This window comes from Aminobacter sp. UC22_36 (genome assembly GCF_044056035.1).
Lineage (GTDB): Bacteria > Pseudomonadota > Alphaproteobacteria > Rhizobiales > Rhizobiaceae > Aminobacter.
Genome location: NZ_CP171996.1, coordinates 4,404,373 through 4,416,979 on the forward strand (window position 1 = coordinate 4,404,373; position 12,607 = coordinate 4,416,979).

Genomic DNA, 12,607 nt, shown 5'->3' on the forward strand with positions numbered 1-12,607 from the left:
CAGCGCGGCCTTGCCAGCACCCTGAGAGCGGGCCTGCGAACCGAAGCTCATCCCCATGACATGGTTCGATTGGCCAGGCTCGTCAGCGCCACTGACGATTGCCGCATTGCACAATCGGCGCCGGCGCGCAAAATAGCGCATGGCCGCCAAACCACTCGCCGTTCTTGTGATTGACGAAAATCGCATCCGCGCCTCGATCATCGAGGCGGGGCTGCGCGAGGCCGGCCATGACGAGGTGACGCTCGTCCACGACGTTTCCGGCATCGCCCGGCGCATCGCCGAAATCAATCCCGATGTCATCGTCATCGATCTCGAAAACCCCAACCGCGACATGCTGGAAAACATGTTCCAGCTCTCACGAGCGGTGAAGCGGCCGATTGCCATGTTTGTCGACCGCTCCGACAGCGCCTCGATCGAGGCAGCGGTTGATGCCGGCGTTTCGGCCTATGTCGTCGACGGGCTGAAGCGCGAGCGGGTCAAGCCGATCCTCGACATGGCGGTCAGCCGCTTCAACGCCTTTTCGCGCCTGTCGCGGGAACTGGAAGAGGCGCGCAGCGAACTCGAGGACCGCAAGGTGGTCGACCGGGCGAAAGGCATCCTGATGAAGTCGCGCGGGATCCCGGAGGCCGAGGCCTATGCGCTCATGCGCAAGGCGGCGATGAACCAGAACCGCAAGATTTCGGAGATCGCGCAGAGCCTGGTGACTGCCGCTGGCCTGCTTGGAGACGACGCATGAGCGACGCCCGTTTCGAGATATCAGCCGGTTTCCTGCCCCTGCTCGACAGCGCTCTGCTCGTTGCAGCAAGAGAGAAAGACTTTGCCACGGACGAAGGCATCGAGCTCAATCTCGTCCGTGAAACCTCATGGGCCAATATCCGCGACCGGCTCGCCGTCGGCCACTTCCAGGTAGCACATATGCTGGCGCCGATGCCGATCGCCTGCAATCTCGGCCTGACGCCGCTGGCTGCGAGCACCATCGTGCCGATGGCGCTGGGCCTCGGCGGCAACGCCATCACCGTGTCGAAGGCGCTGTGGCAACACATGGTCGCGCATGGCGCGACGGCTGACCTTTCGCCACGCGCGGCCGGCGATGCGCTGAGGGCCGTCGTGGCGGAGCGCGCGCGTGCCGGTGCTGCGCCGTTGCGCTTTGGCGTCGTGCATCCCTACTCCGGCCACAACTACGAACTCCGTTACTGGCTCGCAGCCTGTGGCATCGAACCCGATCGCGACATCGAGATCGTGATCCTGCCGCCGCCGCTGATGGCCGATGCGCTGGGCTCTGGCGCGCTCGACGGTTTTTGTGCCGGCGAGCCTTGGAACACCGCTGCGGTGATGCTCGGCCACGGCCGGATCGCAACCGTGAAGGCCAGGATCTGGCGCTCCAGTCCCGAGAAAGTCCTGGGCGCCGACGCGCGCTGGGCCGAGACCAATGCCGATGCGCTGGCGGCATTGCTGCGTGCCATCTACCGCGCCGCGCAATGGTGCGCCGAACCCGCCAATCACGCCGAGTTGGCGCAGATACTTTCAGCGCCCGCCTATGTCGGAAGGCCGGCATTATGGATGCGGCCGGCCCTTTCGGGTCATCTCGGCATAACCGATGGCATCTCGGTCGAGGTCGACGACTTTTTCGTGCCGCAGGCCAAGGCAGCGACCTTCCCATGGAAAAGCCATGCACTGTGGTTCTACAGCCAGATGGTGCGCTGGGGACAGGTCGGACATTCGGTCGCCAATGCGGCGATCGCGCGCGAAACCTACCGCCCCGACCTCTACCGAGCCGCACTGAAGCCGCTCGGCGTGGCCTTGCCCGGAGCCAACGCCAAGGTCGAAGGCGCGCTCCAGACTGCAACTCCGGTCGGTTCTGCCGGCGCCAGCCTGGTGCTCGGTCCGGACGGCTTCTTCGACGGCAGCCTGTTCGATCCCGACGATCTCGATGGATACATCGCTGCCCAGAAAAGCCCAACTGGATACTGACCTCCCGCTGAGCAGTTCTTGTGCGATGCACAATAAATGGGCACGACCTGCTAGCGACTGGTCATCTGTTGATCGCTGCCAGTCCGGCGACCGAAGCCCTCGCTTCCATATAAGCATCTGAAAATAAACGAACTCCATGTGCTGGCGCAAACTGGCACGGCTTGTGCATTGCAATAGACGAGGCCACCGCATCGGCCCGAAACTCGATTCGAGTTTCGGTGAGCACGATGCGGCACTCCGAAGGCCAGACATATCGGCGTCCAATGGCGGGCGTCTCAGGCAAAGCTGCCGACCAGTTGACCGCGATCCCGGATGTACGGACGCGCGACCCTGGCCGGCAGCTTTTTTGTTTTCGCGATCCAGATCAGCGCGGCGCCTCCCACGCCGCCCAACGGAGCCGACAATGACTGCAACCATCCCAGCCGCGCCCAGCCAGAACAATGCTCCGGCGCGGGCGCTTGCCATCTCCACCCTCGCTTTCACCGTTTGCTTTGCCGTGTGGACGATCTTTTCGATCATCGGCGTGCGCATCAAGCAGGAGCTCGGCCTCTCCGAAACCCAGTTCGGGCTGCTGATCGGCACCCCGATCCTGACCGGCTCGCTCGTGCGCATCGTGCTCGGCGTCTGGACCGACCGTTTCGGCGGGCGCCTCGTCTACACCGCCACCATGCTGGCGGCAGCCATCGCCACCTTCCTGCTCGCCTTCGCCCAGACCTACACGCAGATGCTGATCGCCGCCCTCGGTGTCGGCCTCGCCGGCGGTTCCTTCGCCGTCGGTGTCGCCTATGTCTCGCGCTTCTTTCCGGCGGGCAAGCAAGGCACCGCGCTTGGCATCTTCGGCGTCGGCAATGTCGGCGCCGCCGTCACCAAGTTCCTGGCCCCCCTTCGTCCTGCTCGCCGGCGGCTGGCAGGACGTGGCGTTGATCTGGGCCGCCTGCCTCGGCTTCATGGCCTTCATCTTCTGGTTCGCCAGCGAAGACGATCCCATCATCCGCCAGCGCCGGATCCATGGCGGCCAGCCGAAGAATTTCTGGAACGAATTCGCGCCGCTCAGGAATGTCCAGGTCTGGCGCTTCGGCCTCTATTACTTCTTCTCGTTCGGCGCCTTCGTCGCGCTGGCGCTGTGGCTGCCGCGCTATCTCATCGGCGTCTACGGCTTCGACATCGTCACCGCCGGCATGATCGGCGCTGCCTATTCGATCCCGGCCAGCATCTTCCGCGCCTATGGCGGCGTGCTGTCCGACCGGATCGGCGCGCGCACGGTGATGTACTGGACCTTCGGCGTCTCGGCGATCGCCACGCTGATCCTGTCACTGCCAACGGCCGACTATGTCGTGCACGGCATCAGCGGCCCGATGTCCTTCCACTTCGAAGTCGGCCCGGTCGCCTTCATGGTCGTCGCATTCGTGCTCGGCTTCTTCATGAGCCTGGGCAAGGCCGCCGTCTACAAGCACATCCCGGCCTATTATCCCGACAATGTCGGCGCGGTCGGCGGCCTCGTCGGCATGATTGGCGGGCTCGGCGGTTTCATCCTGCCCATCGCCTTCGGCGCGCTCAACGACCTCACCGGCCTGTGGTCGAGCTGCTTCATGCTGCTGTTCGCCCTCGTCGTCGCCTCGCTGGTCTGGATGCACCTGTCGATCCGCAAGATGTCGCACGAAAGCGCCGACGAGACGCTCACCTTCGCCACCCAGTGAAACGGACAAGGACCAACGTCATGACCGAGAGACTTGTCATCATCGGCAACGGCATGGCCCCCGGGCGCATGCTGGAGCACCTGCTGGAGGCGGCACCCGACCGCTACCAGGTCACCATCTTCAACGCCGAGCCGCGCGTGAACTACGACCGCATCATGCTGTCGCCGGTCCTGTCGGGCGAGAAGGGTTATGAAGAGATCATCATCCATGGCGACGGCTGGTACATCAAGCACGGCATCACGCTCTACAAGGGGCATAGGATCGTCGCCATCGACCGCGGCGCCAAGACTGTCACGTCAGATCATGGCGTGACCGAGCCCTATGACAAGCTGGTCATCGCCACCGGCTCGGTGCCGTTCATCATCCCGGTGCCGGGCAACGACATGGCCGGCGTGCTGAGCTACCGCGACCTCGACGACGTCAACGCCATGCTGCTCGCGGCACAGGCGCGGGCCAAGGCGGTCGTCATCGGTGGCGGCCTGCTCGGCCTCGAAGCCGCCGCCGGCCTGCAGGCGCGCGGCATGGATGTGACGGTGCTGCACGTCATGCCGACGCTGATGGAGCGCCAGCTCGATCCGGCCGCCGGTTACCTCCTGCAGAAGGCGGTCGAGGCGCGCGGCATCAAGGTCATGACCAAGGCCAACACCAAGGCCATCGTCGGCAACGGCAAGGTCGAGGGCGTAGAGCTTGCCGACGGCACCATCGTCCCGGCGACACTGGTGGTGATGGCGGTCGGCATCCGGCCCAATGCTTCGATCGCCAAGGACGCCGGCATCGCCACCAATCGCGGCATCGTCGTCGATCACGGCATGCACACCTCCGATCCCGACATCCTGGCGCTCGGCGAATGCGCCGAGGTCGGCGGCCAGGTCTATGGCCTGGTGGCACCGCTCTACGAGATGGCGCGCGTTGCAGCCAGCCATCTCGCCGGCGACGAAACGGTGGGCTTCGTCCACTCCGACACGCCGACCAAGCTCAAGGTCACCGGCATCGAGCTTTATTCGCTCGGCGACTTCGCCGATGGCGACGACCGCGAGGAGATCGTGCTGCGCGATGCCGCGGCCGGGGTCTACAAGCGGCTGGTTTTGCAGGACAACCGCGTCATCGGCACCGTGCTTTACGGCGAGACCGGCGACGGCGCCTGGTTCAACGACCTCAAGAAGAAGCAGACCGACATCTCGGAGATGCGCGATACGCTGATCTTCGGCCAGGCCTATCAGGGAGGGTCGCCGCTGGACCCTATGGCGGCCGTTGCGGCACTGGCGGATGATGCGGAAATCTGCGGCTGCAACGGCGTCTGCAAGGGCAAGATCACGTCCGCCATCACCGCGAAGGGGCTGACCTCGCTCGACGATGTGCGGGCGCATACCAAGGCGTCCGCTTCCTGCGGTTCCTGCACCGGGCTTGTCGAGCAGCTGATGTCGCTGACGCTCGGCGACAGCTACAACCCCACAGCCGTGCAGCCGATGTGCAAATGCACCGACCTCGGCCATGACGACGTGCGCCGGCTGATCAAGGCCAAGGGGCTGAAGACCATCCCCGAAGTGATGCAGGAGCTGCAGTGGAAAACCTCCTGCGGCTGCGCCAAATGCCGGCCGGCGCTCAACTACTACCTCGTCTGCGACTGGCCCGACGAATATGCCGACGACTACCAGTCGCGTTTCATCAATGAGCGTGTCCACGCCAACATCCAGAAGGACGGTACCTATTCGGTGGTGCCGCGCATGTGGGGCGGGGTGACCAATGCCAATGAGCTGCGCGCCATCGCCGATGTCGTCGACAAGTTCGAGATCCCGCTGGTCAAGGTCACAGGCGGCCAGCGCATCGACATGCTGGGCATCAGGAAGGAAGACCTGCCGGCGGTCTGGTCCGATCTCGGCAAGGCCGGCTTCGTCTCGGGCCATGCCTATGCCAAGGGCCTGCGCACGGTGAAGACCTGTGTCGGCTCGGACTGGTGCCGGTTCGGGACACAGGATTCGACCGGGCTTGGCATCCGCATCGAGAAGTTCATGTGGGGCTCGTGGACGCCGGCCAAGCTCAAGATGGCGGTGTCGGGTTGTCCGCGCAATTGCGCCGAGGCGACCTGCAAGGATGTCGGCGTGATCTGCGTCGACAGCGGCTTCGAGATCCACTTCGCCGGTGCTGCGGGCCTCGACATCAAGGGCACCGAGGTGCTCGGCCTGGTCAAATCAGAGGACGAGGCGCTCGAGGTCATCGTCGCGCTGACGCAGATGTATCGCGAGCAGGGTCGCTACCTCGAACGCATCTACAAATGGGCCAAGCGCGTCGGCGTTGCCGAGATCAAGCGCCAGATCCTCGACGATGGCGACAAGCGCACGGCCTATTACGAGCGCTTCGTCTTCAGCCAGAAATTCGCCCAGGTCGATCCGTGGTCGGAGCGCGTCTCCGGTAAGGACAAGCACGAGTTCCAGCCGATGGCCTCGGTCAGTTTCGCGGAGGCAGCGGAATGAGTGAGATGGACTGGATCGCGATCGGCGCCATCGCCGACATCCCCCTGCGCGGCGCGCGCTGCGTGAACACGCCTCAGGGCAAGATCGGGGTGTTCCGCACTGCCGAAGACCAGGTCTTCGCCATCGAGGACCATTGCCCGCACAAGGGCGGGCCACTGAGCCAGGGCATTGTCCATGGAACTGCGGTGACCTGCCCGTTGCACAACTGGGTGTTTTCGCTCGAAACCGGCAAGGCGCTCGGTGCCGACGAAGGTTCGGTCAGGACCATTCCGCTCAAGGTCGAGGATGGGCGACTGTTCATTGCCCTCGACGTTGTCGCGTCCAAGGCGGCCTGACCATGGAAAATGCACGCGAGGTGAGGACCACCTGCCCCTATTGCGGGGTGGGTTGCGGCGTGCGGGCGCGGGTCGCCGCGGACGGCACGACGTCCGTGCGTGGCGACCCCGGCCACCCCGCCAATGCGGGCAAGCTGTGTTCCAAGGGATCTGCGCTCGGCGAAACGCTTGGCCTCGACGGCCGCGTGCTGCACCCCGAAATCGCCGGCCGCCGCGCCGGCTGGGAGGAGGCGCTCGATCTCGTCGCCAGGAAATTTTCCGACACCATTGCGGAACATGGCGCTGATGCCGTCGCCTTCTACGTCTCGGGTCAATTGCTGACCGAGGACTACTACGTCGCCAACAAGCTGATGAAGGGTTTTGTCGGCTCGGCCAACATCGATACCAATTCGCGGCTGTGCATGGCCTCGAGCGTTGCCGGCCACAAGCGCGCTTTCGGCGAAGACATCGTGCCTGGTATCTACCAGGACTTTGACCAGGCCGACCTGGTCGTGCTGGTCGGCTCCAACACCGCCTGGTGCCACCCGATCCTTTACCAGCGCCTGCTTGCCGCTCGCGCCGAGCGCGGAACGAAGATCGTTGTCGTCGATCCACGCCGCACGGCAACCGCTGCGGAATGCGACCTGCACCTGCAGCTCAAGCCGGGTACGGACGTGCTCTTGTTCAACGGCCTGCTGGCGCAACTGGCGCGCAGCGGCGCCTTGGACAAGGCTTACATCGCTGCCCATACCAGCGGCTTCGACGCGGCGGTCAGCCTTGCAACGGCCGACGCGCCCGCGGTGAAGCGTGTCGCAGAAGGCTGCGACCTGAACCCTGTTGACGTTGCCGCCTTCTATGACTGGTTCGCCACGACCGGGCGTGCCGTCACCGTCTACAGCCAGGGCGTCAACCAGTCGGCGCATGGTACCGACAAGGTCAACGCGATCCTCAACTGCCACCTGGCGACAGGACGTATCGGCAGGCCGGGCATGGGACCGTTTTCGGTGACCGGCCAGCCCAACGCCATGGGCGGCCGCGAGGTCGGTGGCCTCGCCAACCAGCTTGCCGCCCATATGGGCTTCGAGGATCCGTCGGCCGCCGACCGCGTCGGCCGTTTCTGGGCAGCGCCTGATATCGCCCGCAAGCCCGGGCTCAAGGCCGTCGACATGTTCGAGGCAGCAGCCGACAGGCGCATCAAGGCGCTCTGGGTGATGGGCACCAACCCGGCCGTCAGCATGCCCGATGCCGGCAAGGTGCGCACGGCATTGAAGGCCTGCGACTTCGTTGCGGTGTCGGACGTCACCCGCACCGACACCAGTCACTTCGCCGACGTGCTGCTGCCCGCCGCTGCCTGGGGCGAGAAGGACGGCACGGTGACCAATTCCGAGCGCCTGATATCGCGCCAGCGCCCATTCGTGCCGATGCCCGGTGAGACGCGCCCGGACTGGTGGATCGTCGCCGAAGTCGCGCGGCGCATGGGTTTTGCGTCTGCGTTCGATTATGCGAACCCGGCTGCGATCTTTCGCGAGCACGCCGCCCTTTCCGGCTTTGAGAACGACGGCGCCCGCCTGTTCGACATCGGTAGTCTCGCCGACCTCACTGATGACGAATATGACGCTCTTGCACCTTTGCACTGGCCGCTGCCCTCTGGCGCTTCCGCTGACGCCCAACGCCTGCTCGGCGACGGTCGGTTTCCCACCGCCGATCGTCGCGCCCGTTTTGTGCCGGTCCGCCAGGAAGGCGCAGCACTGCCGGTCGATGCCGCCTATCCGCTTGTCCTCAACACCGGCCGCCTGCGCGACCAGTGGCACACCATGACCCGCACCGGACGGGTGCCACGGTTGATGGCCAATTCGCCGGAGCCAGCGCTTGAGTTGAACGCCGCCGACGCTGTTGCATTGGGGGTCGCCGACGGCGACCTCGCTCGCATCGAAAGCCGCTACGGCGGCGCCCGCGCCAAGGTGCTGGTCAGCGATGGCCAACGTCGGGGCGAGGCGTTCCTGCCGATGCACTGGAGCGGTCGCTTTGCTGCCAACGCTTCGGCCGGTCCGTTGTCGGCGCCGGTCACCGATCCGTTTTCCGGCCAACCGGAACTCAAGCACGTTCCGGTGCGAATTTCCCGCGAGCCGATCGCCTGGGCCGGCGTTTTGATGACCCGCCGCGATATCAGGCCGACCGGCTTCGTGCATTGGAGCCGGGCAGCGGTCGCCGGCGGCTGGGTCTACGAACTGTCGGGCACCGAACCGCCCGAGCAAGGCATATTGCTTGCGCGTCGCCTGGTCGACGTGGTGCCGGCCGACCAGCTGCTCGAATACACCGACCGGCGGACATCGACCTTTCGTGCTGCCGCAACCGATAGCGAGGGCAGGCTCACAGAGGCGTTGCTCGTGGCACCGCACGGCCACTTGCCCGAACGGGACTGGCTGCTGTTGCTGCTCGCCTCGGCCGAGCCGCTTACGCCGCTCGACCGCCGCGCACTGCTGTCGGGACGCGCGCCTGTCCCCGTGCCATCCGTCGGCCGCATCGTCTGTTCCTGCTTCAATGTCGGCGTGAACCAGCTCGCCACGGCGATCTCGGGCGGCACTACGAGCATCGACGAGATCGGCAAGCTGCTGAAAGCCGGTACCAATTGCGGCTCCTGCCGTTCCGAGATCAGGGCGATGCTCGACGCCGACCGGCTTCAGGCAGCTGAGTAACTCCAACAAGCAACACAATCAAAAGATTGGCCGATTGCATCGAGCCTGCTCGCCACGACCCAGCTGAACATCGGAAGAGCCCTGGAGTCAGCCACCGACGAACCTCCGCTTCGTGACCGCAAGCACGCCATCGGCGCTCAAGCGGTGCAGTCGCGTTGACCAAAGCGCCATCAGTCTTGGCAAACACTGATCGCCACGCCGCATGTGCAACCGAAATACTTCCCGTCACTGGACGGTTGATCGGGATCTTTTAACAAAAACCTACTTGCCCGCGCCACAAACTCTTCAAATTTACATGCAATTCATCTTTGTTCTGCATCTTCTTTCCCCTGGGAGAACTTCTTGGACCGAATTGGGGGGATCGGCATGTCGGCGAGCGCTCGGGCGAGCACGGAACACCAGAAGCTCGCGCATGGACTGATGCACAAGACCAAGGCGTCTTATGCGGCAGCGCTGATGCTGATCGCATCGCTGGCGACCGCAAGTTTCTTCCTGTTGAGTTCGGTCATATCGGCGAATGTGCAGAAGACCGCGCTGATCGAGCTCGGTGCGCGCCAGCAGATGCTGTCGCAACGCATATTGCTGACCGCAACCGAGGCCTATACGGCCGACGCGCAGTGGCTGCGCACCCAGGCGCGCCAGAACCTCAAGGCAGCGCTCACGGCCTTCCTAGCCAACGAACAGCTGTTACAGGCCGGATCGGATGACAGCAACTCGCCGCTTCACCAACTGGAGCTTTCCGAGGAAGCAACCCGGCTCTTCGAAGAAGCCCCTGGCCAGATCGAGGCGTCGACGCGGATCCTCGCACACACGGTCAACGCCTTCCTTGCCGAGCTGCCGGATTCGGTGGCGACAGACATGCCAGCCGACGTCACCGCGCATTTCGCAGCACTCAGGCTCTACATCGCCGAAAAGGCCAGGCGCGAATACGAGACGTTGACCCGCCTGTTCTCGTCGGAGGCCGCCGAGAAAGGCGCGGCCGTCGAAAAGATCCACCTGACCGTCTTTGTCCTCACCTTGCTGCTGCTGCTGGCCGAGGCCGTGCTGATCTTCAGGCCGCTGGTGCGCCGGGTCGTGTCCTGCACCAGCGAGTTGCTCAGGGCGCGCGACCAGATGACCTTCGCCGCCAACCATGATGCGCTGACCGGCCTCTACAACCGGGCATTCCTCAACGACTACATGGACACAGCCCTTGCCGCTGCCCGGCGCAAGGGCGAGAAGATGGCGGTCATCCACCTCGACCTCGACCACTTCAAGGCCATCAACGATACGCTTGGCCATGCCGCCGGCGACGCCGTGCTGATCGAGACCGCCAAGCGCATTTTGGCCAGCGTGCGCGATTCCGACGTCTGCGTGCGCCTAGGCGGCGACGAGTTCACCATCATCCTGACCGATGTCGGTTCGGAAGCGGATGCCGTGGAAGTGGCGGCACGGATCACCGCCGGCCTCAAGCAACCGCTGGAATTCGCCGGGACCTTGCTGAAACCCAGCGCAAGCGCTGGCGTGGCGCTGTTCCACGACGCCAACAGCACGATCAGCGATCTGATCGTCAACGCCGACCTTGCACTCTATCGCGCCAAGGCGGAGGGCCGCGGTGGTTACCAGCTGTTTGCTGCAACGTTGCGCGACAAGTTCGAGGAAAAGGCCACTCTCGAGCGCGAACTGCGCGAGGCCATCGCCAACCAGGCATTCGCGGTTCATTTCCAGCCACAGGTCTCGCTCCCGAGCGGCAAGGTGATCGGCGTCGAAGCACTTGTGCGCTGGGAGGTCGGCGGCAGGAACATTGCGCCAGGCGAGTTCCTTCCGGCGGCGGAAAAGGCCGGGCTGATGCCGGCGATCGGCCGCACCGTCTTTGCCAAGGCGATCCACACGGGTGCTCAATGGCATCGTTCCGGCCTCGATTTCGGCCGGCTCTCGCTCAACGTCTCGGCCCAGGAATTGCGTGAGGCGGATTTCGCCAACCACCTGCTCGACCTGCTCAAGAAGGAAGGCCTTCCGACGCGTCTGGTGGCACTGGAAATCGTCGAGTCGGTCATGCTCGACGACGAAAACTGCGGCATCGGGCTGACGTTGAAGCGCCTGCGCAAGGCTGGCATCCGCATGGAGCTGGACGATTTCGGCACCGGCTATGCCTCGCTGTCGCATATCAGCGCCAACGAGGTCGATCGGCTGAAGATCGACCGCCGTTTCGTCCGCGACATCCACAACAACCCCGCCAACTCCAAGATCGTCAAGGCGATCATTGAGCTGGCGCGCGGCCTGGGCATATCGATCGTCGCCGAAGGTGCCGAAACCGAAGTCGAACTGTCGTGGCTGCACGAGCTCGGATGCCCCGCCGTCCAAGGCTATGGCATCGCCTTCCCGATGCCGGGCAATCAGGCGGAGGCGTGGCTTGCCACGCGCAATGGCACGCCACAGCGGGCCGGCAAGAGCCACGTCGCGTAAACCGCAGGGCGGCCGGCGGTCATTCCTGCATTGTTGATCCAAATCAAGGCACGGCTTTTGCAAAGGGATCAGTTTCGGGCGTGTCCAGCCTGGAGAAATGACATGCCGACCGAAACGATCATTATTGTTGCCGCCGTCCTCGCCGCCTTCGGTTTCTTCGCCGCAGCACTTGCCTATGCCAGCCTGACGTCGGAACCGGTGCGCAACAAGAGGTGACGACTGCGGGGCCGCAGCCTTCCGGCCAGCCTCGTCAGAGACGGGCGTCGCCCAATGTCACTTGCGCGACGCCGACATAGGGGTTGGCGTGCAAGGCCAGTATCCACAGGCTGACGCTCGCCGTCACGGCGAAGATCAGGATCGCCTTCCTGCCCGCATGCGGCCTGTCGGCGTGGACAGCGCCAACGACGATAGCCGACAGCATCGTCAGGAAAAGCACCAGATACCATTTGAGCTGATTGACCGAGCTTGTGCCGATGGCGAGCCGCGAATTGCGGGCGTCCTGCAGTTCGTCGAAATCCTGCACCATTTGGCCGATGACAGGATCAGGGTAGCCGGCCTTCGCCAGGCCGATCAGGACGAGGCGGATGCCCTGCAAAGCCTGCTCGACCACTGGCTCGGGCGATCGGTTCCCGTTTTGCCATTCCGCCGAGACAACCGCATGCTTGTAGGCCTCAAGGCCGGCCAGCAGCTCGGTGGAGGCGAGTGCCTCGGGCTTTGCCATGCCGGCAAGCCGCATCATCGAAGATCGTTCCTCGCTTGCCACCTGGCTGGCGCGCGCATTGACCGACCATACGTCAGCCGCGGTGAAGCCAAGCGACAGGGCCCAGGCCGTGGTGATCGTGCCGACGAAGGCGGCAACCGGCATGGTCAGCGGGTTGCCGGCCGCCTGCCTGGCGAAGATCGCGAGGAACGCCGTACCCAGGAAAAAGGCGATGGCCCCGACAACGATAAAGGGAAGCGTCATCAGGACAGGCGACCAGGCAAATATGTCCACGACGCTTCCCCCTGAACTC

Annotated in this window: 7 protein-coding genes and 1 pseudogene; 7 read left to right on the forward strand and 1 reads right to left on the reverse strand. The window is 64.4% G+C overall.

The genetic code is table 11. From position 1 onward, the window contains the following. Positions 1-139: 139 nt before the first annotated feature. The 7 genes and pseudogenes from ACHMW7_RS25030 (at position 140) to ACHMW7_RS25060 (ending at position 11,594) form a co-directional block, all read left to right on the forward strand. The gene (locus ACHMW7_RS25030) at positions 140-736 is read left to right on the forward strand and encodes an ANTAR domain-containing response regulator (RefSeq protein WP_395448116.1); all 597 of its coding nucleotides are present in this window, start codon (positions 140-142) and stop codon (positions 734-736) included. Next, positions 733-1,971 carry a CmpA/NrtA family ABC transporter substrate-binding protein gene (locus tag ACHMW7_RS25035; protein WP_395448117.1) on the forward strand — a complete coding sequence of 413 codons (1,239 nt, stop codon included), beginning with the start codon at positions 733-735 and terminating at the stop codon, positions 1,969-1,971. Before ACHMW7_RS25030 ends, ACHMW7_RS25035 begins: the two co-directional genes overlap by 4 nt. A gap of 403 nt (positions 1,972-2,374) precedes the next feature. After that, positions 2,375-3,668, forward strand: a pseudogene (locus tag ACHMW7_RS25040) (nitrate/nitrite transporter). A 20-nt stretch (positions 3,669-3,688) separates the two neighbouring features. Next, positions 3,689-6,139 carry a nitrite reductase large subunit NirB gene (gene nirB, locus ACHMW7_RS25045; protein WP_395448118.1) on the forward strand — a complete coding sequence of 817 codons (2,451 nt, stop codon included), beginning with the start codon at positions 3,689-3,691 and terminating at the stop codon, positions 6,137-6,139. A 5-nt stretch (positions 6,140-6,144) separates the two neighbouring features. Further along, a complete protein-coding gene (gene nirD, locus ACHMW7_RS25050; RefSeq protein WP_395451433.1) occupies positions 6,145-6,474 on the forward strand; it encodes a nitrite reductase small subunit NirD in 330 nt (109 codons plus the stop codon). 2 nt (positions 6,475-6,476) lie between these two features. Next, positions 6,477-9,149: a molybdopterin-dependent oxidoreductase gene (locus tag ACHMW7_RS25055; protein WP_395448119.1), complete on the forward strand. Its 2,673-nt coding sequence runs from the start codon at positions 6,477-6,479 to the stop codon at positions 9,147-9,149. 366 nt (positions 9,150-9,515) lie between these two features. After that, positions 9,516-11,594 (forward strand): putative bifunctional diguanylate cyclase/phosphodiesterase, encoded by a 2,079-nt coding sequence (locus ACHMW7_RS25060; protein ID WP_395448120.1) that lies wholly within the window; start codon positions 9,516-9,518, stop codon positions 11,592-11,594. A gap of 250 nt (positions 11,595-11,844) precedes the next feature. On the opposite strand, the gene ACHMW7_RS25065 is transcribed toward ACHMW7_RS25060, so the two are convergent. Then, on the reverse strand, positions 11,845-12,588 hold the full coding sequence (locus tag ACHMW7_RS25065) for a hypothetical protein (protein WP_395448121.1): 744 nt from the start codon (positions 12,586-12,588) through the stop codon (positions 11,845-11,847). Positions 12,589-12,607 lie beyond the last annotated feature (19 nt).

What these genes read in the sequence shown, in the direction of transcription:
- ACHMW7_RS25060 (WP_395448120.1), top strand. Translation starts at nt 9,516, where the DNA reads ATGTCGGCGAGCGCTCGGGCGAGCACGGAACACCAGAAGCTCGCGCAT.
- ACHMW7_RS25035 (WP_395448117.1), top strand. Translation starts at nt 733, where the DNA reads ATGAGCGACGCCCGTTTCGAGATATCAGCCGGTTTCCTGCCCCTGCTC.
- ACHMW7_RS25055 (WP_395448119.1), top strand. Translation starts at nt 6,477, where the DNA reads ATGGAAAATGCACGCGAGGTGAGGACCACCTGCCCCTATTGCGGGGTG.
- nirD (WP_395451433.1), top strand. Translation starts at nt 6,145, where the DNA reads ATGGACTGGATCGCGATCGGCGCCATCGCCGACATCCCCCTGCGCGGC.
- ACHMW7_RS25030 (WP_395448116.1), top strand. Translation starts at nt 140, where the DNA reads ATGGCCGCCAAACCACTCGCCGTTCTTGTGATTGACGAAAATCGCATC.
- nirB (WP_395448118.1), top strand. Translation starts at nt 3,689, where the DNA reads ATGACCGAGAGACTTGTCATCATCGGCAACGGCATGGCCCCCGGGCGC.